The sequence below is a fragment of the Bradyrhizobium sp. 134 genome (genome assembly GCF_023074155.1).
GTDB lineage: Bacteria > Pseudomonadota > Alphaproteobacteria > Rhizobiales > Xanthobacteraceae > Bradyrhizobium.
The window spans coordinates 21844-42883 of record NZ_JADPKX010000086.1 but is presented as its reverse complement, the minus strand read 5'-3'; the positions used below and the strand labels follow the sequence as shown (position 1 = coordinate 42883).

At 58.7% G+C, this 21040-nt stretch carries 23 protein-coding genes; 14 read left to right on the top strand and 9 right to left on the bottom strand.

Features of this window, described 5'->3' with window-relative positions; translation table 11 throughout:
- The first annotated feature begins 14 nt into the window (after positions 1 to 14).
- The 3 genes from IVA75_RS35120 to IVA75_RS35110 all read left to right on the top strand — a co-directional run bounded on the left by IVA75_RS35120 (position 15) and on the right by IVA75_RS35110 (position 2808).
- Positions 15 to 821 (top strand): helix-turn-helix domain-containing protein, encoded by an 807-nt coding sequence (locus IVA75_RS35120; protein ID WP_247288378.1) that lies wholly within the window; start codon positions 15 to 17, stop codon positions 819 to 821.
- A gap of 507 nt (positions 822 to 1328) precedes the next feature.
- Positions 1329 to 2183 (top strand): hypothetical protein, encoded by an 855-nt coding sequence (locus IVA75_RS35115; protein ID WP_247288375.1) that lies wholly within the window; start codon positions 1329 to 1331, stop codon positions 2181 to 2183.
- Positions 2184 to 2313: 130 nt separating this feature from the next.
- Positions 2314 to 2808: a PRC-barrel domain-containing protein gene (locus IVA75_RS35110; protein WP_247288374.1), complete on the top strand. Its 495-nt coding sequence runs from the start codon at positions 2314 to 2316 to the stop codon at positions 2806 to 2808.
- A 377-nt stretch (positions 2809 to 3185) separates the two neighbouring features.
- Here IVA75_RS35110 and IVA75_RS35105 read toward each other — a convergent pair whose 3' ends face one another.
- Positions 3186 to 3455 carry a DUF2934 domain-containing protein gene (locus tag IVA75_RS35105; protein WP_247288373.1) on the bottom strand — a complete coding sequence of 90 codons (270 nt, stop codon included), beginning with the start codon at positions 3453 to 3455 and terminating at the stop codon, positions 3186 to 3188.
- Positions 3456 to 3732: 277 nt separating this feature from the next.
- On the opposite strand from IVA75_RS35105, the gene IVA75_RS35100 reads away from it, so the two are divergent.
- Positions 3733 to 4095, top strand: a complete 363-nt coding sequence (locus IVA75_RS35100; protein ID WP_247288372.1) for a response regulator — start codon at positions 3733 to 3735, stop codon at positions 4093 to 4095.
- A 592-nt stretch (positions 4096 to 4687) separates the two neighbouring features.
- Here IVA75_RS35100 and IVA75_RS35095 read toward each other — a convergent pair.
- Positions 4688 to 4834 carry a hypothetical protein gene (locus IVA75_RS35095; RefSeq protein ID WP_247288371.1) on the bottom strand — a complete coding sequence of 49 codons (147 nt, stop codon included), beginning with the start codon at positions 4832 to 4834 and terminating at the stop codon, positions 4688 to 4690.
- A 37-nt stretch (positions 4835 to 4871) separates the two neighbouring features.
- On the opposite strand from IVA75_RS35095, the gene IVA75_RS35090 reads away from it, so the two are divergent.
- From IVA75_RS35090 to IVA75_RS35065, 7 genes are all read left to right on the top strand, one after another.
- The gene (locus IVA75_RS35090; protein WP_247288370.1) at positions 4872 to 5102 is read left to right on the top strand and encodes a hypothetical protein; all 231 of its coding nucleotides are present in this window, start codon (positions 4872 to 4874) and stop codon (positions 5100 to 5102) included.
- A 411-nt stretch (positions 5103 to 5513) separates the two neighbouring features.
- The gene (locus tag IVA75_RS40230; protein WP_256464258.1) at positions 5514 to 5648 is read left to right on the top strand and encodes a hypothetical protein; all 135 of its coding nucleotides are present in this window, start codon (positions 5514 to 5516) and stop codon (positions 5646 to 5648) included.
- A 357-nt stretch (positions 5649 to 6005) separates the two neighbouring features.
- Positions 6006 to 6398, top strand: coding sequence for a response regulator (locus IVA75_RS35085; protein ID WP_247288369.1), 393 nt, complete (start codon positions 6006 to 6008; stop codon positions 6396 to 6398).
- A 100-nt stretch (positions 6399 to 6498) separates the two neighbouring features.
- On the top strand, positions 6499 to 7287 hold the full coding sequence (locus IVA75_RS35080) for an alpha/beta hydrolase (protein ID WP_247288368.1): 789 nt from the start codon (positions 6499 to 6501) through the stop codon (positions 7285 to 7287).
- Positions 7288 to 8448: a PAS domain-containing sensor histidine kinase gene (locus IVA75_RS35075; protein WP_247288367.1), complete on the top strand. Its 1161-nt coding sequence runs from the start codon at positions 7288 to 7290 to the stop codon at positions 8446 to 8448.
- A 256-nt stretch (positions 8449 to 8704) separates the two neighbouring features.
- Positions 8705 to 8989 carry a hypothetical protein gene (locus tag IVA75_RS35070; RefSeq protein ID WP_247288366.1) on the top strand — a complete coding sequence of 95 codons (285 nt, stop codon included), beginning with the start codon at positions 8705 to 8707 and terminating at the stop codon, positions 8987 to 8989.
- A 150-nt stretch (positions 8990 to 9139) separates the two neighbouring features.
- Positions 9140 to 9340: a hypothetical protein gene (locus tag IVA75_RS35065; RefSeq protein ID WP_247288364.1), complete on the top strand. Its 201-nt coding sequence runs from the start codon at positions 9140 to 9142 to the stop codon at positions 9338 to 9340.
- 505 nt (positions 9341 to 9845) lie between these two features.
- Here the strand turns inward: IVA75_RS35065 and IVA75_RS35060 are convergent.
- From IVA75_RS35060 to IVA75_RS35030, 7 genes are all read right to left on the bottom strand, one after another.
- Complete coding sequence (locus tag IVA75_RS35060) at positions 9846 to 11669, bottom strand: ATP-binding protein (RefSeq protein WP_247288362.1); 1824 nt, start codon at positions 11667 to 11669, stop codon at positions 9846 to 9848.
- A gap of 109 nt (positions 11670 to 11778) precedes the next feature.
- On the bottom strand, positions 11779 to 12132 hold the full coding sequence (locus IVA75_RS35055) for a response regulator (RefSeq protein WP_247288360.1): 354 nt from the start codon (positions 12130 to 12132) through the stop codon (positions 11779 to 11781).
- Positions 12133 to 12310: 178 nt separating this feature from the next.
- Positions 12311 to 12679 (bottom strand): HdeA/HdeB family chaperone, encoded by a 369-nt coding sequence (locus tag IVA75_RS35050; RefSeq protein ID WP_247288357.1) that lies wholly within the window; start codon positions 12677 to 12679, stop codon positions 12311 to 12313.
- Positions 12680 to 12729: 50 nt separating this feature from the next.
- Positions 12730 to 14169, bottom strand: a complete 1440-nt coding sequence (locus IVA75_RS35045; RefSeq protein WP_247288356.1) for a DUF1254 domain-containing protein — start codon at positions 14167 to 14169, stop codon at positions 12730 to 12732.
- A gap of 173 nt (positions 14170 to 14342) precedes the next feature.
- Positions 14343 to 15785 carry a DUF1254 domain-containing protein gene (locus IVA75_RS35040; protein ID WP_247288355.1) on the bottom strand — a complete coding sequence of 481 codons (1443 nt, stop codon included), beginning with the start codon at positions 15783 to 15785 and terminating at the stop codon, positions 14343 to 14345.
- A gap of 77 nt (positions 15786 to 15862) precedes the next feature.
- Entirely contained in the window at positions 15863 to 17296 is a 1434-nt protein-coding gene (locus IVA75_RS35035) for a DUF1254 domain-containing protein (protein WP_247288354.1), read from the bottom strand.
- 114 nt (positions 17297 to 17410) lie between these two features.
- Positions 17411 to 18079, bottom strand: coding sequence for a hypothetical protein (locus IVA75_RS35030; RefSeq protein WP_247288353.1), 669 nt, complete (start codon positions 18077 to 18079; stop codon positions 17411 to 17413).
- A gap of 224 nt (positions 18080 to 18303) precedes the next feature.
- Here IVA75_RS35030 and IVA75_RS35025 point away from each other — a divergent pair, with 224 nt between their 5' ends.
- The 3 genes from IVA75_RS35025 (at position 18304) to IVA75_RS35015 (ending at position 20926) form a co-directional block, all read left to right on the top strand.
- Positions 18304 to 19413, top strand: coding sequence for an HlyD family secretion protein (locus IVA75_RS35025; RefSeq protein WP_247288352.1), 1110 nt, complete (start codon positions 18304 to 18306; stop codon positions 19411 to 19413).
- Positions 19414 to 19641: 228 nt separating this feature from the next.
- Positions 19642 to 20289: a response regulator gene (locus IVA75_RS35020; protein WP_247288351.1), complete on the top strand. Its 648-nt coding sequence runs from the start codon at positions 19642 to 19644 to the stop codon at positions 20287 to 20289.
- A gap of 151 nt (positions 20290 to 20440) precedes the next feature.
- Positions 20441 to 20926 (top strand): helix-turn-helix transcriptional regulator, encoded by a 486-nt coding sequence (locus IVA75_RS35015; RefSeq protein ID WP_247288350.1) that lies wholly within the window; start codon positions 20441 to 20443, stop codon positions 20924 to 20926.
- The last annotated feature ends 114 nt before the right edge of the window (positions 20927 to 21040 follow it).

Genomic DNA, 21040 nt, shown 5'->3' with positions numbered 1-21040 from the left:
CGCGAGGTCACCCCATGTCAGAGCCAAAAGTTATCAAGAGTTTGGAACGCGGATTCCGCGTACTGCAAGCGCTGCAGATGCAGCCGGATTCGTCGCTGCAGGAGCTGTACCTCCTCACGGGCATCTCGAAACCAAGCATATTGCGCATCCTGCACACCTGCGCCCGATCAGGTATTGTGACGCGAAGGCTTGGTGACGGCCGTTACCGGATCGGTGCCATGCTTTCGCATGCACCCTCGCGTCGCGAACATCACGACCGGATAGCGGAAGCCGCGGCGCCGATCCTCGAGCGCTTGTGCGAGCGCGTCTCCTGGCCGTCAGATTTGATGGTGCCCGCAGGCGATCACATGCAAATCCGCGAAACGACCCGCGCCCGGAGTCCCTTCCTGTTGCAGAAGGAGCGGATCGGACTGCCTGTCAACTGGCTGTGGTCCGCAGTCGGAACAGCCTATCTTGCGTACTGTCCGGCGAAAGAACGTCAACGCGTACTCGATTTGCTGCGCAAATCGAACCGTCCCGAAGACCGGCTTGCACGTGAACCTGGGCGGCTCAACGTTATTCTCGACGAGGCGCGGGAGCGCGGGTATGGCATACGGAACTCAATGCACACCGGGGGCTATTACGGTGGGCCGCCGCACTCGGACGGCTTGTTTTCGATCGCGGTTCCCCTGCGCGATGGTCCACGCGTGCTGGGAGCGATCAACATGCTCTGGCTCAAAAAAGCGTGCTCCATCGAAGCCTTCGCAGCTCATCATCTGGCCGAGCTTCAAAACGCAGCGGCGGAAATTGTAGGTTCGGTCCAAAGACGAACGAAGCGATGATGTCCGCTGCTGGCCCCTTAGCGGACCTGCCATGTGCATCGGGTCGATGACTGCTTCTGACCCACCAGCGGACCTTAGCTTAACTACTCAGATGACGATCCAGGGCTGAAAGAGTCGGCACGTCTGAGCGATGCCGGAAACGGCTTTGCCGTCGTGACATCGGAGGTCAAAGCGGAGCGATAGATGGAGTCAGTCGCCGCGATCCCGTAGATTAGTGGCACGAGCGAGCGGCTTTGGAAATCTCGTCCGCCACCGCCGCCGTAGAGAAGGGGCCGCTACGCAGGAATTCTCCCGAGCGCGCAGCCGGCGGCGCAGGGCGCGAGGAGGTCTCGACCAAATCACCGACGTACCGAGGGGTGCAAACGATATGGCTCGGCGTGTTCTCAAGTGTTCTCGGCTGCCAAGTCTCGTCCAGATAGCAATTGTTAAGGCTCCGCATCAATGCATGGAACCTTTGTTCCATTTGGGCATTTTCCAGGCAGCTGTATTGGCTGCTGGGAGAAACAAATGGCACAAGCTTTTCAAGAAGACATTCAGGTCGGGGTGGTTGAACCGTCAGTAGCCGGGGTTTCCTGGGCGGCCGTCTTGGCGGGGGCCGTTGCTTCTCTCGCCCTTACGCTCGTGCTTCTGTCTTTTGGTGCAGGGATGGGTTTCTCTGTGGTGTCGCCCTGGGGCAACTCGGGCGTGTCCGCGACGACCTTCAAGATCGGAACCGGCCTGTATTTCATTGTCATGGCGATGATCTCGTCCGCTGTCGGCGGCTATCTTGCCGGCCGTCTCCGCACGAAGTGGGTCGGCGTGCAGACGACCGAGGTGCACTTCCGGGATACAGCGCATGGCTTTTTGGCTTGGGCGGCCGCCTCGGTTCTCGGCGCTGTGTTGCTGGCTGCTCCGGCAACCACGTTGCTAGGCGGAACGCTTGCTGGCGCGACGCAGGGCGCGGCGAACGCTGCACAGAATTCGCCGATGAGCGGCTACGTCGACACGCTCCTTCGCTCGGATAACCCGCCCTCCCAGGGCCAGCAGACTGGCGACTCGCGTGGTGAGATGGTTCGCCTGTTCACCAACAGCTTCCACAAGGACAACGATGTCAGTCCCGCCGACCGCACCTACGTTGCCAAGGTCGTGTCTGCGCGAACCGGATTGAGCCAAGCGGACGCCGAGAAACGCGTCAATGACGTCGTCACTCAGGTAAAAACTGACCTCGACGCGGCAAGGAAGGCCGCCATGCAGATTGCGATCTGGCTAACGCTTTCCCTGTTTATCGGCGCCTTCTGCGCATCGCTGGCTGCCACCGAAGGTGGCGGGCTTCGCGACGGCACTTGGGGCAAGAAGGCGTATGTGCCTGCGACCAATCGCTAACCCATCGAAAACGAAAGGAGAGACATCATGCCGATTTTGCTTTGGCTCGTCGGGATCCCGATCCCGCTGATCATTCTCATAATGCTGCTGCGCTAAGTACGCCCACTATTCGCAAAACGCAGGAGGACGCATGTACAAGTATCTCATAGCCGCCTTACTCACTACGGCAGTGTTCACGAGCTCGGCATCGGCGCAAACTGCCTCGACGAAGACCGCCGCCTCGTCGCATAAGGAAGGCGAATGGCGGGCTTCCAAGCTCGTCGGCGTCAACGTCTACAACGAAGCCAACGAGAAGATTGGCGACATTAACGAACTCATTCTCGACAAGTCCGGCAAGACTGCGAACGTCATTCTGGGTGTTGGTGGGTTCCTCGGTGTGGGCGAGCATTATGTTGCTGTCCCCTACGACAAGCTGAAGTGGGTCAACGAGCCCGTTCGCACGTCGACGAACACGCCGGCCGCCGACAAGCCCACGGTAGGCGTCAACAATGCGGGTGCTGCGACTGGAGAAGTCAACCGCTCCAACCGGCCTGTGCGTGCAGCAAACGAAAACTGGTATCCGGACCACGTCGTCTACAACGCGACCAAGGACCAATTGAAGGCCATGCCGCAGTTCAAATACTGAGGCCAACTACGCCGCCTCGGACACTCGGACTGAGGCGGCGATCAGCGGCACCTTGGGTGCCCGCCCTTCGCCTCGCGCGTCATGTCGAGCACAAATCTCGCCCGGCGAAAATTGCCCACTCCGCACGTACTTTGACAATCGTCTCGCTTTCATCCTCGGGGCATACGGTTGTTAGTTATCGGGATGAAGCCTCGCAGGACACCTGCTCGCCCAGCTCGTTCGAGCCCTAGCATTGCCGCAAATTCTTCATGAATGAGCACACTCGGTCAGTGCACTCAATGAGATCGATGGTCCATTACGCTGTAGGACTGAAAGTGCTCACAACTAGCACGGTTGAAGTCACTTTTTGCAAGTACACCGCGCGGAGCGCGAGTCCCCTAATCTTGGCCCGCAGTATCGCCCGGGCTGAACTCCCGCTCCGCCTCGGTCCAGAAATCCAAATCTCGCCCCGAGGGACGTCCGGCCCGTTCCCAAAGCTGATAGGCGCGTGCCGTGATTTGAGCGCGCCGCGAAGAAGAGGGGGAAAGCTTGCGCCCCAGCTGATCAGCAAACTGCCGCAGCCTCCTGGCGGTGTTCTCGTCTGAGGTGTATGCGGCTGTCCGAGTAGCCAGTGCTATCTGATGCTCGAGCTTTTTCCTTTCATCCATCGGATCGCAAACCTCCTCGTTCTAATTGACTCCGGCTGGGCTCAATTGTTCAGCCCTGGCTGTAAAATGCGAGGAGCGCCAATTCCTTCACGCGCTTAAGTTCACTTTTGCACAAAACAGCTCATTAACCTCGTCGCGAGGCTGCGCTGTACCCAGTGTAAAGGGGGCTTAGTTTCCGCGCGTGTTTTTCGAGAGAGAAGGGACGTGGGCGAGCTCGCGAACGAAGGGCCCGGGAAAAAGACTCCCGTTTCACAAGCCTGCCGGCGTAAGGAGAAGCATGGCTGCAGTACTTCTGATCGAAGACGAAACGCTTATCCGCATGATGATTGCGGATATGCTGATGGAGCTTGGTCACGAGGTTGCTGGGGAGGGCAGCGACCTCGGCTCTGGGTTAGACATGGCCATGAGCGCTGAATGCGACGCTGCTATTCTCGACCTGCAGCTTGGCCGGGATAGCTCGGAAGCTATCGCAGAGGCGTTGCAGCTCCGCGGCATTCCCTTCGTCTTCGCCAGCGGCTATGGCGTCGATGGCGTACCAGAGCAATTCAACGGTCGGCCACTTCTACAGAAACCATTCCCTTTGGACGCTCTCGATCGCTGCATGGGGACGCTTCTAGGCCAAGGCTCTAACGCCGACTAGCTTCAGAGTATTAGCAGGCACCGTTGGTCTGCTGCATCACGCTATACAACTCAGGATGGTCGAAAAGGCGGCCCGGCAAGGTCGCGTCACCCGACTTACCTTCATTCTGTGACGGCCCAGACGCGTACTGACCGAGGCAAAGCGAAGCGGTCACCTTTGGCGTAACGGGCGGCTTCTGACCCGTGGAAACGGACAAGTCCGGCTTCAACTCGCTCGACCTGGAACGCTTGAAGGAACTAGCAGGGTTCGATCCGACCTATCTCCATCTGACGCCTCGTTAGAAATCAACGGATCAAGGTTCCGGATAGATCGAGAAGCGCGAAGTTCGATACGCGACGGCCGAGCCTGCCGCGCGGCCGGTTAGGACCGCATGTAGCCCATTGCTGACCTGGGGCGCGCAGCCGGTCGAGGACCGCTTGTGACCCGATGTATGGTCCGGCCGCGCGTTGCAAGAGTTTTCGTCAACCTGGCAGATGCGGTCTTGCATCAATGTATCCGGCCTCTGATTGGAGCGTGTTGTGCTCCGGGCCATCATGGATATCAGCGCGCATTCGAGCTCATTAGCGGACAGGCCTCGAACGGGCCATTCGGGTCACCAGTGCAGCTCGCTCTCGGCCAGTGTCCGGTAGCTCTGTTCCATCACCTCGAGGAGATGGCGGGCGAAGACGTCCTTCACCGTTTCCAGCGCGATCCGGTATCGGTCTGCCCGTTCTAGGTATTCTTCTAGGGTCAATTGCACGATAGGAACAGCAAGCGCCTCGGCGGCATTCCCGAGAATGCCAAAATACTTTTTTCACGTCCATAACGTAGCCCCTAGCGCTGACGACCAGGGCGAGGAATTAGCAGATGACGCAGCGGCTTGGCGGGAGGCCACAAGCTATGCAGGCGCTCTGTTCAAAGACATCGATGGCAAGTTCCGGCCGGGGCAGGAATGGAGCATAGAGGTGACGGATGAAGCCGGGAAACCGATCTATTTCATCACCGTCGGCTCTCGGAAAATGAAGTGAACATAGGCGGGTAGTCTGGAGGACCAAAGGTGGCATGCTCCCGCTGGTGGCACCAATGGGTTTGCGATAGCCATCCCGAACGCCCCAGGGTCAATTCGTTAGTGCCTGCGGAATGGCCGGATTCGGCAGCCCCGGCCTGCTCCCGACCTCAGTGGCCTAGTTTGAATTCGTTAGTGGCCTATTTTGCTGTTCGGGCGCATACAATCTGCATGTCCGAACAGTCTCGCCAGCCCCGCCCCCAGCCTACGCATTGCCCGGCTTGCGCTACCCCCTTCGGCTGCGATATTCGATGCTGGACGTCGGGACTGGTCGCACCGTCAACCTTTGACAGTGCGACAAGTGCGGCCGAGCGCATTTGGGAAGATTAAGGCTGCCTCACGGCGCCGGCGGCCAGTGTTTTAGGATGCCACCATGGCTGACAAAGAACCACCTCGGGAGACCCCGCCCTCCGGCACTAAGCGCGAGGATGATTTGCGCCAGATGGTCCAAGAGGACATCGAGGAACAGCGCGAACTGCAACGCAAGCTTCGCCGCAAGATGAATTAAGGCCGCCTCAGTTGGCGGTCCTCCAGTGTCAGTTGTTGCCCATAGCTGACCTGCCGCGAGCAAGCGGTCCGGGACCGCTTGTGACCCGACTTTCGCACCGAGCGATAATTCCGGGACCGGACGCGGCCTGACTGGAAGCGCCTTCGAAGTTTGTCCCCTATTAAGGTGCATCTCTGGCCCAACGATGGGCAATTGACTGCTGCTGGCACATCGGCGAAGTCTGCGCCAACATTTCTCCTGGTTCCTTGCGAGGGCGACGCAGCAAGAAAAAATGAACGCTTCGTCCTGTTCTACGTTGGGCCGGGTGACGTGCGTCATCAGGACCGCGGGAGTCATTTTGATAGGAGATGCGAGAGGATGCACCTGAGCAACTCCCAAAACGCCGCAGAAAGATCAACCATTCTTCTGGTTGAGGATGAAGATCTCCTCCGCGAGATGCTGGAGGAGACCTTGGTCGAGGCAGGCTACGGCGTGCTCAGCGCCGCCTCAGGCGAAGCGGCGGCCGGTCTGCTCAGCGAGAGCTCTCTGCCGCGAGCACTTGTCACCGACATCAATCTGGGTCCCGCCAGAATGGATGGTTGGGCGCTCGCCCGTCTCGTACGGGAGCGCGATCCAAGCTGCGGGATCCTCTACGTCTCCGGGGACAGCGCCCATCGCTGGGCCTCAAACGGCGTGCCGCGTAGCGTCATCCTGCCCAAGCCCTTCGCGCCGGCGCAGTTGGTCGAGGCTTTGTCGGGTCTCCTGATCTGAACGTCATAGCTGCCCGGCGCTCGAAAAGGGATGCATAGGGGTCCAGTTCACCCTACGCTCGTCCAGACCACAAGAACTGTCACACGCTCGGGGGTAACAAATGACGATCGAGGTCCGCAACAACGTGCAAGTCCGCGGCCGCGGCGATCGTGCGATGATGTTCGCTCATGGGTTCGGGTGCGACCAGAACATGTGGCGGTTCGTGGCGCCGGCCTTCGAGGCCGATTTCAGCACGGTGCTGTTCGACCATGTTGGAGCGGGCCGCTCGGACCTCACCGCTTACGATCGCCAGAAGTATTCCAAATTGTCCGGCTATGCCGATGACGTCGTCGAGATCGGGCGCTCGCTGCGCCTGAAGGATGCCGTATTCGTGGGGCATTCCGTCAGTGCGATGATCGGAGTGCTTGCCGCGATCAAGGATCCGACACTCTTCGAAAGCCTGGTGCTGGTGGGGCCTTCGGCGCGCTACATCGACGATGGCGACTATTTCGGGGGCTTCAGCGCTCAGCAGATCGAAGAGCTTCTTTCTTTTCTGGAGGAGAACCACATGGGCTGGTCGGCGCAGATGGCGCCCGCCATCATGGGCAATCCCGATCGTCCCGAACTTGGCGAGGAGCTGACCAACAGCTTCTGTCGAACAGATCCGGCGATCGCCAAGGAGTTCGCCCGGGTCACATTCCTGTCCGACAACCGCGCGGACCTGGCCAAGGTCAACGCTCGCACGCTGATCCTCCAGTGCAGCGAAGACATCATCGCCGGGCAACAGGTGGGTGCGTACGTCCAGCGCAACATCCCTAACAGCAAAATGGTGGTTTTGAAGGCAACCGGCCATTGTCCCAATTTGAGTGCCCCGGACGAAGTCACCGCCGCAATCCGGGACTTCGTCTGAGTGAACAACAATCACCCTGCTGACAGCGATTTCGAAGACCTCTACCAGAACGCGCCGTGCGGGTACCTCTCCGTTCGCCCGGACGGCCGCATCGATCGTGCTAATCGGACCCTGGCGGATTGGATGGGCTACCTGCCCGATGACCTGTCCGGGATGCGGCTCAGCGACCTGCTCAACATGGCCGGTCGCATATTCCTGGAGACCCATGTGGCGCCGCTGCTGCGGATGCAGGGTTTCTTCGACGAGTTCGCTCTCGATCTCCTGACTAAAAACGGAACGCGGCTGCCGGCGATCGCGAATGCCCGCGAACGACGATCCGATGCCGACGCGCTCCTATTCACGCGCCTGACGATCATGCGGGCCACGGATCGGCGGCGCTATGAGCGCGGGCTCATCGACGCCCGCAAGGAGAGCGACGAGCTCAGGACCGCTCTGGAGGAGCGTCTGCGACAGGAGCGCGAGAACGCGGAGCTGCGCGAGCAGTTCATCGCCGTCCTCGGTCACGACCTGCGCAATCCCCTCGCATCGATCGCGGCCGGTGCACGGCTGATGCTCAAGGCCAAGACGCCGGAAGACGCGCTGCGGCTCGAGGCCATGATGCAGAGCAGCGTGGGCCGAATGGCCAAGATGATCGAGAGCGTCATGGACCTGGCGCGCGGCCGCCTTGGAGGGGGTATCTCGCTCTCTAAGGCCATTACCGCCGTCGAACCCGTGCTGGACCAGGTTGTGGCCGAGTTGGTCGCGGCCCATCCGGAGCGCCGCATCGAGACCAATTTCGAAGTCGAGAGGCCGGTTTTCTGCGATCCGGCCCGCATCGCCCAGTTGTTCTCCAACCTGCTCGGCAACGCAATCAGCCACGGCGCGCCGGACCGGCCCGTGCGGGTCGAAGCTACCGCCAAAGCAGAGATGTTCGAGCTCTCGGTGGCCAATGGAGGCGCGGCTATTCCGGAGGAGGCTCGCAAGCGCCTGTTTCAGCCGTTCTACCGGGGAGAGGCGCACGGGCCGTCGCAGGGACTTGGGCTTGGCCTTTATATCGCGGCCGAAATCGCCAAAGCCCACGGTGGCTCGATCGAGTTGGATTCGTCTGAGGCAGAAACCAAGTTCATTTTGCGAATGCCCCTTGAAGGCGATGGCTCGCTCCGGCCGCATTCCGCGCCGTAAGCGAGCGCTCTTCGGCGGGCATCGTTCACAAAATGTGATCGAGGCAGGGCGGCGTATCCTAAGGCAGCAATCGGCGTGCATCAAGCATTAGGAACACGCGCGGGCATCTCGGCATCTTCCACTGGAATTGCGTTGATGCGGCCTTTCAAGCAAACGAGTGATTGTCGTGGCTGGTTCTCATTACCTCAGGATCTTTCGGCGGCGGGCGTGTGGGACTTTCTACAGAAGCTATCAGGAGGAGAGGCGGAGAAAGGGCTTGTGCCTGCTCCGCGGCTGGCTGACTGCGCAGCAGCGTGCCCAGTTCGACGCCAAGGGCTATTTCGACGTCGTCGGGTGCGAAACCGGCATGCGCTATCGCATCTATCAGAGAACGTCAGCCAACATCCGCGAGGTCGATGCATCCGGCCGATTGGGAACGGGATGGTGCTTTGTCCCGGTTGGCGAGCTCGTCGAAGGAGACGTGATGCTGGTGCAAAAGATAGCCTTGGAGACGAGCGAACTTGAGACCCTGGCCATCGCCAAGAACTTCTACGGATGGTGAGGCAGGCGATCTGAGACAGTCCGTTCGCCTGCTTACCGCGAAATCGTGGCGCACCATGTTCCGTGTTCACTTGTGCACAAAGTGTCTAATCCTTAAATCACGGTTGCTGTACCAAGGATCGCGCTACCCGCCAACAGCAGGAGTTGCGCCGTGGCCTATAACAAACCTTTCGATATCGCCGTCATTGGAGCTGACGCAACAAAGCTGTCGGTGGTCGCTCTGGATCTAGAAAATGCGGATGAGGCGTGCGCGCTTGCGAAGCGGCTGGCTGAGATGACTGGGCGAACTGTCACCGTTCGCGATGCAGATGGCGAGGTCCTCGGCATTTTTCCGGGAGCCAAGAAGAGCTAGGAACTGCGAACGGCACTCGGCGTTTGAGGCTCATGCCAAGGTTCTTTTTCGACTTCAATGACGACGAAGGCGCGCTCCTCACGTTATCAAGGCCTTGAACGAAGTCGACAGCTGTGAACAGCAGCTTCCACGACGCGCTGCGGAACAGTCCCACCTCAGCAGTCTGGGCTGCCAGTACCATCGAAGCTCCGTTCGGCCTTTGAAGCTAACGCCGTTGGAGCAGAAGGTCAGGTTACCCAATCGATGCTGCGGACAGGCGTCGATCCAGTCATCAACAAGGTCCACGGCATCGAAAGGGCTCGGGAAATGCGGCATGATGCACCGCATCTTACTCATTCCCCGGACCGCATTTTGGGACGAGCGACATGAACTTGCGCTTAGGACTCCGCGTTCAGGGAGGAACCGGGTGGGCATCACAGCACGTAGAGGGCGCGCTTGGCGAGACGACTTCCGCCCCCGACCCGCATCGCCAACTCTTTGGCAAGCCCGGCGGTGGCTCGCAAGCCTAGGCGGTTGCCACCGGAAGCCTGAAAGAGAACACCGCGCCCCGAGTGCGGTTCTCTGCCCACAGCTCGCCCCGGTAGCTTTCTAGTATCGTTCGTGCGATCGGCAGTCCCAATCCCGTCCCGTGCGGTTTCGTTGTTACAAACGCATTAAAAATGCTTACCAGTTTCGGGTCGGGAATGCCGGGCCCGGTGTCGGATATCCGGACCTCGATCCGATCGGTATCAGCCAGCTTTGTCCGGATCGTCAGATTGTGCGGGCTGGGCACCTCTTCCATGGCATCCACGCCATTCATCACGAGGTTGATGATGACTTGCTGAAGATGAATCGAGTCGCACCGCACCCGCAGAGGCTCAGGCGCAAGAATGGTACGTAAAATCACCCCCCGCCTAGTCACTTCAGGAGATACGATTTTGACGACGTCGCGCACAGTGTCATTCAAATCGATCGTCCGAAGATCGGCTTCTGTTCTGTTGTTGAGCAAGTTTCGAAGGCCGCTAATGATCTCGCTCGCGCGTTGCTCATCCCTGACGATGTCGGATAGGATTTCGCCGAGCTGAGCCATATCCAGTGGATGCGCCTTGAGCAACATCTGCGCGGCCTCTGTGTTGCTCAAGATAGCTCCGAGCGGCTGATACAGCTCATGTGCGATCGAGGACGACAGAACGTTTGCGGTCGTGACCCGATTCAGGCGAACGACTTCCTGGCGGCGACTTGTCGCCTCCGCTTGTGCAACAAGACGTCGCCGTCGCTCGACGAGCAGCAATGCAATGATGCCGCCCTGCAGCAAGATGGCGGCCATAACAGCCGTGAATTGCGGCCGATACTGCTCCCAGAGGCTGGGCACCCGAAAAACAACTTCGCTGCCTGGCGGCAATTGGCTTTCGCTGATGTTCCAACGCTTCAGCTCCCTCCAGTCATATCTGGGCGATGCAGCTGGAATCGCAGGCGTCTTGATGCTGCCCGGCGCCTCTCCCCTCAGAATGCGCACGGCAACGGCGGCGGTCTGGCGGCTGACGTCGGATATGTTCGTCATCCGACCGCCCACGATTCCTCGTCCGAAGAACGCGTCCTGTTCCGAAAAGATAGGTGCATTTGCGACCGCGCGGATACGATCTATGGCTCGCTTGCCCTCGTGCACGACGCCGGCTGCGTCCACAAGCATCTGCCCGTAGACGATGAAGCTCCGCGGTGGCAGCGTAGCCACCTGCTCGAGGATCTCTTCCAGCGATAGTTCATTGGAATAAGTGATCTCCATCCTGGTTGTCAGCGGCTGAAAACGCTTGCGCATCTCCTGCAGCCACAGCTTCTCGATCGGAGAACTTCCCATCACGATGAAGACCTTGGTCGTCTCCGGAATTAAATTCAGTATCTGGTCGAGAGTGCTTGATACATCGACAGATACCGAAACCATTGCATCGTTCGCCGGTGCGTTGGAAGACATCTGCTGCGCCAGAGCCGCGTACAAGGTGGGGATCGTAGGAAAAATTCGCTGACGGTTTTGCTGAAAGAATCGTGCCGCAGGACCGCCGATCGTCATGATCAGGTCGAGTTTGCGCTCGGAAAATATTGCATTCAGATAGCTGACAAAGGCATCCTCATCCCCGTCCGGGAAGCGAGCCGTCGACAGCGAGACCTCGAAGATATCGATCGGATCCTTCGACTGAAGCCGCAACTCCTCCCGAATGTTTCGAGCGTAGTCGTCCCACGGCGAGAATTCGCGTCCGATTGAATGGACGATGAGCACCCGCTTTGGCTGAGAGAAAGCCGCACCCGTCATGGCCAGGAGCAGAACGATCGAACTGAACAATGTACGATTTTTCATGCGATAAAGCGGCCGGTAAAAAGGGAGTTACAATTGGCTCCGAAAACCAATCCTACTCGATTTTGCACACTACCTGTGCCTGTAATCGTTAAAGGACTCGATTTCGGCCTCAGGCAATCCTGCCGACCGCATCGATCAGTAGTTTTGATAGGAACGGCTTCTTCAGATACGCAATGCAGCCCGCGTCGAATGCCGCCTGCCGAGTGACCTCACTGTCGATCGCCGTCATCATAATGACGGGCAAATCCCTGCCTGATGCGATCAATTGCCGTTGTAGATCCATGCCGGAGATTCCGCCAAGTTGGATGTCCAGCAGCAAGCAATCCACCTCGCACTCGGCGTGGGCGTCCAAAAACAGCTCCGCCGATGCAAACGTCCGGACACGGAAGCCATGGGCTGATAAAAGCCGGGTCAGGCCTTGCAGCATACTCGGATTGTCGTCGACGACAGCTATGGTGCGCATGGCGAAACGATCATCGAGTGGTGGTAGACATCCACGCCGTAGAAACGCGATTCCCGACTACGGATCGCGATCCGGACTATTCCATCGCCGCCTTCGAAAGTCATCTGCATCGGCCCTCCTTAGGACGCTATGCACAATCCGCGCCCAGCGCAGGGCTGCCGAGGTCATTATGAAACCGCTAGGGCTTCATTTCGATCCCTAGCCTCGCCCGCATGTCCTTGAACACCACGGCGACCGCCTCAATGATCAATTCACCAGGGTTCGCCTTGCAATAAACGATGATCTCGTGCTCAGCCTCTTTTGATTTGACGATATCCATATAGTGCTTTCGAGCAAGTCCATTGTACCAGCCGCTGTACCAGGCTGTCAGGCGGTCGGCATCGCCTTGCCAGGTCCCGGCCAGCTGAGCGCATGTAAGCTTCTGTACATTGAGGAAGCCGTTGGCGTCGGCATAGGTGCTGAGATCGACCTGGGCGCGGGCAACGGGAATCGCCGTCGCAGATACTAGCGTTGCGAATATCAAGGCCCTGTACATCTTGCGCTCCATTCCATTCTCCTGCTGAGTTCGTCGCCGCATCGGCGGGCCTGGGCTAACGATCACGCAATGATACCGGGCGGCGGCCATGTCCCCTTGCCAATCGGCAGAATGGAAGACGTTTCTGTTTTCGGCCAGTAGAGCCGCATCACGAGGTAGATCGGGCCGTCGGGCGCGGGCAGCCAGTTCGATTCCTTGTCCTTACCCGGCGACTTGCTCTGGATATAGAGCGTCAGCGACCCGTCCGCGCTCTTGTTCATGATGGGGAGCATCGGCGAATTGATCAGGTAGCGGCTGATCGGATTCTCGATTAACAGTTGGGTCTTGCCGTCGTACATCGTCACCGACCAGAAGGCATTAACCGGCGGCAATTGATCGGGCGGGAAGGTGAGCGTGTAGTTGTGCTTGGCACCGTCGAGGGTCTTGCCCTCAGCGTCGATGCGCGTAAGCGGATAGACCGCCTCCACGGAATCGTTGCCGTAAATGCCGGCCTTCGCGCCCGCCGCGCGCTTCAGCCAGTCGCCATTGAAGAACGCTGCATCGCCAAAGAACGAGTGGACCTGCCATCCGTTGAGCGATACGCCACCCTTCGCGACGGCCTCGTCCACTTTCTGTTCACCTTGCTTCATGCCCACGAGAATCTCCGCCTTGTGCTCAAACGGGAGATCTTTGAAGCCGAAGGTCTTTCCAGGCCCGACACCAATGCGTGCGAGCTTTGCGCGGATGTCCTTCTCGTTCTCGAGTGCCGGCGCGAACTGCAGGCAGAAATCGAGATACTCAAAAAAGTTCGTTTTGGCGAGCTCCTTGTCGATCTTCGGAAAAGTCACAGCCGGAGTAGCGGGCGGAGCCGCCTGCTTCAGATAGCCTGAAAGTGGCTGCGCCTTATAGCCAGCTTGCACCTTCATCACGTTGTTGATGTCGCCCGCGTCGAAAAGCTGGGTGCGGAAGAGAACCAATGAAAACTGGGTCGTCGATTGAAACACTTTCTTGACTCCGGCAGGAGTTGCTCCCTTCCACTCCGGTCCGACCACCATGTAATCGCCAGCTTCGCTTCCAGTGGCGCGACTGCCGATATAGCCGTAGTTGAATGTGTTACCGTCTATGAGCTGGACAGCGTAGTAGCGTTTCGGGTCTACCGGGGGGACCGAAACCACGATCGGCTCCGCCCTCAGATCCACCCACAAAATCGAATATGGCGTGTCGCTGTTCGGCGTGATGACGGCGGTATCTTTATAAGTAGCGACGTGGGATAAGTTGTTGATCTCGTTGAACGGCGCCTTGAACTGCCCCGAATTCCGGTCGACAGCAAATTCGTACATGGTGGCGTAGTTCATCATGATGGGCAGGCCGTAAATGAAGCCTTCTTCGGCAATGTCCTTGGCTTCTAATAGGCTGGGCCAATCGGCTTTGTCTTTCGCAACTGCCGACGTGTACTTAGCTGTCGTGGCGGCAAGCGCGGCGATCGCCGCAGTGGAGCGAAGTAAATGCCGTTTCGTCAACATTTTCCATGCTCCTCAACATTTAATGCAGTTATCGAACCGCCCTGCATTCGTGCAATTCTCGTCGACAGCCGCGCAAGAGTAAGGCTGCCGATCCCAATTGCGTATGGCGATGCTTCGAGCCCTTCGCAGTCCGAGCTGCGCGGCGACGGATCCGGCAGCCGGGTCGGGGATAATTATTGCGCCGCTTGGATACCGGGCGGCTTCCAAGTGCCTTCCCCCGGGGGCAGGATCGAAGGTGGTTCGGTCTTCGGCCAGTACAACCGCATCACCAGATAGATCGTGTCATTCGGAGCGGGCAGCCAATTGGCCTCTTTGTCCGCGCCCGGCGACTTATTCTGGATGTAAAGCGTCAGCGATCCATCCGGATTCTTTTTCATGTTCGGCAGCATCGGCGAGTTGATCAGATAGCGGTTAATCGGGTTTTCGATTAGAAGCTGCGACTTTCCGTCGTACATAGTGAGCGACCAGAAGGCATTCACCGGCGGCTGCTGCCCTGCCGGGAACGTGAGGGTGTAGTTGCCCTTGCTGCCATCGAGCGTCCGACCATCGCTGTCGATGCGCGTGTACGGATAGGTCGCCTCCGCCGGGTCATTGCCATAAATGCCGGCCTGAGCGGCGACGGCACGCTTCAACCAGTCGCCATTGTAGTGGGCGCTATTGCCTGGAAGGCCGCTAACCCGCCAGCCATTGATCGCCTTGCCCGCGTTCGCGACGGCCTCGTCGACCTTCCGCTGGCCCTCCTTCATGCCGAGGCCAACCTCCAGCTTGTGCTCCAGTGGCAGGTCCTTAAAATTGAAGGTCTTGCCTGGACCAATCCCGATGCGCGCGAGCCGAGCGCGAATCTCGATCTCTTTAGCCTCCGGTGGTGCGAACTGCAGCGCAAAGTCGAGAAACTCGAAGAAGTTGCTCTTTACGAGTTCCTTGTCGATCTTCGGAAAGTCGATGGCTACCGCGGCCGCTGGCGGCGCCTGCTTCAGATAGGCAGAGAGCAGCTGCACCTTATAGCCGGCCTGTACTTTCTTGACGTTGCCGAGATCATCCGGGCCGAAAAGCTGGGTGCGATAGCCCGCGAGGGAAAATTGTGTGCTCGAACGGAACACTTGCTTGATGCCGGCCGGGGTGTCCCCCTTCCAGTCGGGCCCGACCACCATGTAGTCGCCGGCCTCACTCCCTGTGGCTCGGGTGCCGACATAGCCATAATTATACGTATTGCCGTCGCATAGCATGATCGAGTAGTAGCGCTTCGGATCGTTCGCCGGCACCGAGAGCACCACCGGCTCCGCCCGCAAATCGAGCCACACGAAGGAGTAGGGCGTGTCGCTGTTGGGGGTGACGATTGCTGTGTCCTTGTAGCTGTAAACGTTGGGTTCGTTCTTGATCTGGTTGAACGGTGCCTTGAACTGCCCCGAATTGCGATCTATCGCGTACTCGTACATGATGGCGTAGTTCATGACGATTGGCAGGCCATAGATGAAGCCTTGCTCGGCGATATCCTTGGCCTCTAGCAGCCTGGGCCAATCGGCTTTGTTCTGCGCAATTGCTGACGTGGACTTTGCCGTTGTAGCGACGAGCGCAGTCATCGCAGCAGAGCAAAGCAGATCGCGTTTAGTCAACATAGTGCTGACTCCTCTTTAGGGACGATTGTGTTTGCGCGGTCCGACGCCGGTGTCGAAAGCCGGCGCTGGTTTATGGTTTAGACTGCAACCTTCGCTACTGGCGGAATCTTCCACGATCCATTGATGATCGAGGGGTTCTTCTCGCGCGGCCAATACAGACGCAGCATCAGGATGAAATCGCCGGGAGGCGACGGCAGCCAGTTGGATTCCTTGTCTTTGCCGGGTGTGTCCTTCTGGATGTAGAGGTCAACCGAACCGTCCGGGTTCGACTTGAGCTTCTCGCGCGCGCTGATCGAATAACGGTTGAGCGGGTTGTTGACGAAGAAATAGCCGGAGTCATACATCGTGAGGGACCAAAATCCCTCCGCCGGGGGCAACTGGCCCCTGGCGAAACGCATCACGTATTTGTTGGCGCCGTTGTATTTGCGGCCCTCAGCATCCTTTTGCGAGGTCGGATAGACCGCGTCTTCTGGCCGATTGGCGCCAAGCCCGATCGCGGTGACGAGCGCGCGCATCAGGTAATCGGTTCCGTAGATGCCAGTCTTGGTCGTGAACGCCCAGCCGTTCTCGTCCGTAATGGCCTTGTTGATTTTGAACTGCAGCATGATCCGGTCGAAGGCGACTTCGGGTACCCGCTTGACGAAATCCGCCTTGAGCTTACTGGTGTCGAAATCCTGGCCGGGAACGATACCAATTTTGGCGAATTTCGCCAGCTGCGGCGCATCAGCCGCCGACGCCGGATTGTCCTTCATCAACTTGCACAACAGCGTGAAGTACGCCACCGCATCCATGCGGTTGACCTGCTCGCGCACCGCCGTCTTCATGTCAATCGATGGATCGACGGTCCCCGGAGGTGGTGTGTAGGGCTTGCCGTATGCGCTCAACGGCACCAGCTTGAACTCATCCTGCAGCTTGTGCACCTCGGCGTAATCTTGCGGCGTGCCGGTGCAGTAGATGCGCCCAAGCAGCCAAACGATGGCGGTGGGCGACTTGTATTCCTTAACTCCCGAGGGCAGCGAGCCCTTCCAGCCAGGGCCGGTGATTGCGTAGGTCTGCGCGCCAGTCCCAGTGGTGCGCTTGCCTGGGACCTGGAAGACACTGGTCCAGCCATCCAGCATCGGCAGCAAGAAATAACGACCCTTCATGTCGGGAATGCTGAGCACCCACGGCTCCTTGCCGACATCGAAGAAAGATGTCGTATAGAGCGTGTCGGCATTCGGCGCGGTAACGTCGCGAAACGATGCATCGGGATATTGCCGCAGCTTGATGATCTGGCCCATCGGCCCGCGCGTTCCAACCGGAGACGCGACGTTGGTGATGACGCGCCGCGTCATCTCCATGGTCACCAGCGGATAGCCAAAGATGTAGGCATCGGTGGCGAGCAGGAAATCCTCGACGCCCTCCTCGATTCCGAGGAACGAACCTAGTTCGGCACGGCTGATGGTGCTTGCGGAAGCGCCGGCCAGTAGGCTGATGCCGCCCAAGGTGAGATTTCGTCGAGTGATGTTCATTGAAAATTCCCGTTCAATCGGATTCGTTTGGTTCAGTTCAAAAATGCGCTGACGATTCCCCGATCGAGACGCCGTGCAAACGGGGAAGCGGTGCCTCCCCGCCTTTTGCAGGTCTCAATAACAGGGCGGATAGGGATAGTAGCCGCACGCCGGACGGGGATACGCGTATGGATGGTAGTACGCAGCCGCTCCATAAGCAGCCGCCCCGGCAGCGCCGGCATACATCGCGCCCCTGAACGCCGTGCGGCGGGCAACGCCGGCAAACGACATCGGCGTGAACGGCCGGCCTATGATATCGATGAAGAGCGCGGCCGCACCGTCGGCCCCGGCCAGATCGCCCTCAAGGACCTGGACGTTGAAGGTGAGCTTGTCGCCCTCAAGCTTCGGATTTTTCAGCACTACAACGGCGTCCTTCACCGAGCCGTCCTTGCCGAGTACCGACACGGTCGCGTTCGGCGGGTTTTTGGCAAAGCTGTCGTCGCCGGATCCCCACTCCGCGATTACGTCGGCGGTTGGCTGGTGACCCGCGGCGCGCACCGGCCGGTCCGCGAAGATGATCGAATTCGGCGTTACTCCAGTCATGGTCAGGGCGTCGCCCTGCAGGGTAGCACCGCGCGAATTGAGCACGAACAGCGACGGCACGAGCTCGGACTTGGCTTGCCCTGAAGCCGCACCGATTGTCTTCAAGGGGGCCGGAGCCGTCTGTCCGAAGGCCGCAATGGGACCAATCAATGCCGAAACCACCAACAGTCCCGCAATTTGTGCCAGCCTTGTGCGCTTCATGTCTGTCTCTTCTGTTGTGAATGGGATGACCACGTCTCGGATGATCACGTTCGTCCACAACTATGAGGAGGCTTCGGGCGATTGGCTATGCAAAAACCGGCAGCGCAAAGAATTCGCTGATCATCCGAAAATGAACAGCGCTCGGTACGAGCCGATTTTGCATAGCGCGTCCCGACGCATATCCGGCAATGAGCGGTTGACGCCACAAACGAGAGGGGCCGCCCATGATTATTATCTTGTGCCTTTATGTGCTCGCGATGTGGGTGATATTTTCCAAGCTCAAACTGGTCCGCTGGGGCTGGCTATCGGGTACTATTTCGATCCTGATCGGCGCATTCATACTCGCGACATTTCTTGCGCTGTTCAATCATTTAACCCCATCAGGGAAGGTCACCGTCGCGGGCCGGGTGATCGAAGTGACACCTAACGTCACCGGCCAGGTGATCGCAATTCCGGTGAAGCCGAACATAGCCGTGAAGTCAGGTGATGTTCTGTTTCAACTCGATCCGGCGCCATTCCAATACAAAGTGACGCAACTGCAGGCGTCGTTAGCCGCAGCCAAACAGCAAACACAAATATTGAAAGCAAATTACGATCAGGCGAGCGCGAACGTTGCCGGCCTCGAGGCCCAATACAAGTACAATGCGAAGCGCCTCCAAGACATTCAGACGCTGTATGCCAGCGGATCCAACACCGAGTTCAAAGAGCAGGACACTCAGGTGCAGTTCGAGACAGTAGGGGCACAACTCAAAGTCGCCAAGGCAACCCAGGAAAGTGCCAAATTGGCTCTGGACTCGGAGATCGGGGGGGTCAACACGACTGTTGCCCAACTGCAGGCGCAATTGGAGAGTGCCACTTGGGAGTTGGCGCAAACAACGGTCCGCGCTCCTGCCGATGGCTTCGCGACGGCGGTGGCCCTGACCGTGGGCGATCGCGCCTTCCAATTGCGGTCAGCCATGTCGTTCATCGTGGAGAATGAAATTACAATTGTCGGGATGTTTGCGCAGAACGGATTTCAGACCATAAAGGCCGGCACACCCGTCAATATCGTTTTCGACAATGATCCAGGCCGCATCTATCACGCCAAAATCACTGAAATTCCGAAGGGAATAGGCCAGGGACAGATTGCCGCATCCGGGACGTTGGCGCGGACTAATGCGATTGGCGGCGCGTCGGGCTTTCCGGCGGTGATCTCCATTCCGGATGAAATCAGCGGCGACTCGCTCAGGCTGGGCATGTCCGGAAACGCAACTGCGTTTGCTCCAAATGCGGGGGTTATTGGGATGCTCGCCTCCATTCTGGTCTGGGTCAGCTCATATACGGCATACCTGTAACGAGCCTCCGGACCCGACTGGCACAAAGTCATATCAGGCCAGGCGATCAGGCTTGCATATTGCATACATGCCCGCTCCGCGTTGACCGCTGGGGACGCAACCGCTAACTCTCGCATCTCCGGTATTTTGCTACTGCGGACCAGCCGAGGCTTCGGTGCATGCAGCGGATCACATCCGGAGATTGTTCGGGCCTCGGCCGGCGGGCCGCGACGAGGGCGAGAAAATGGAATGACCGGCGCGCCCGTAGTTTACATCGTGGACGACGACGCATCGTTTCGCCCGGCGATATGCCGGGTACTGAAAGCTTCGGGCTATGCCGTGGTCGACTTTGAATCGGCGGCTGCCTTTTTGCAGAGCATCCACGACGCCAAACCTGGCTGCCTTCTGCTCGACGTGCAAATGCCTACGATCGGCGGTCTGGAGCTTCAGCAGGAGCTCGCCAAGCTATCGCATCAGTGGCCCATCATCTTCATGACCGCTCACGGCGATATTCCTATGAGCGTTCGCGCGATCAAGGCGGGTGCAGAAGACTTTCTGTCCAAGCCCATTCCCAGGCAGACGCTGTTGGCAGCGATCGAGCGCGCGCTGTTACGCCTTCACGAAGCTCAGCAGAATCTTGGCCGGCTCGATGCACTAAAAACGCTAGTCGCGAAACTAACTCCCCGCGAGAACGAAGTTTTTGCGTTGATGGTGCGCGGCAAGATGAACAAGCAAATTGCGCATTCTCTGGGTACTTCCGAGCGAACCATCAAGTACCATCGACAAATGATCATGCAGAAGCTTGAAGTCGGTTCTTTTGCGGAGGCAGTCTCGGTGGCGGAGCGAACAGGAATCCTGGCGCCCCGGCCCTTGCCCGACGTCGAGAGCGCCTCATAGCTCGTCGCCGCGAGGGCCCCGGCCGCGCCTCGCTGAAGGCCGATCAACTACAGGTTTTGCCCTCAGGTACAGTAGCGCACTGTCGCTCATGATGCTGAGTTGCCCCTGAGGTCCGGCGCTTTCACCGCGATCACAGAATCCGGGGCATTAGATGACAATTCGCTATTTGCCATCACCTCTTACAGACCTTCCCAGCGGATGGACGATCAGAACCTGGCACGATCTCGTGGTCGAAGCCGAGGCGATCGCTCTTGCAGAGCTGGATTCGCCGCTGGCCATTTCGGCTCTCTGCGGCGCCCTCGCCGTCAGCGAGCGCACGCTGCGCAAGGCATTCCACAATGTCCACGGTGTACCCCCTTGTCGTCATTTGCGCATGCAGAGGCTGTTGCAGGCAAGGCGCGCACTATTGTCCTCTGATAGCAACCTCACGACTGTTACACAGGTTGCGACTCGCTATGGTTTTGCAGAATTGGGCCGGTTCTCGGTTGAATATCGCCGCATTTTTGGAGAAAGCCCTTCGGAGACTCTGCAGCGGACGTCGCAAGCCGAAGCCAGTAAGTCGCCTCAAGCGCCGAAAGACTCACCATCACCGCGACGATATCGGCCCGTAGTTGTGGTACATCCCGCATTCAACTAGCCTATCCAAAGTGGCATTCCGGCAACAACGACGACGAAATTCTGCACCGCGTCGAATCTGCATAGCCGCGCCATGTGGTTTTCTCCCTACGCTGATCCGACTTGACTTTGAGGG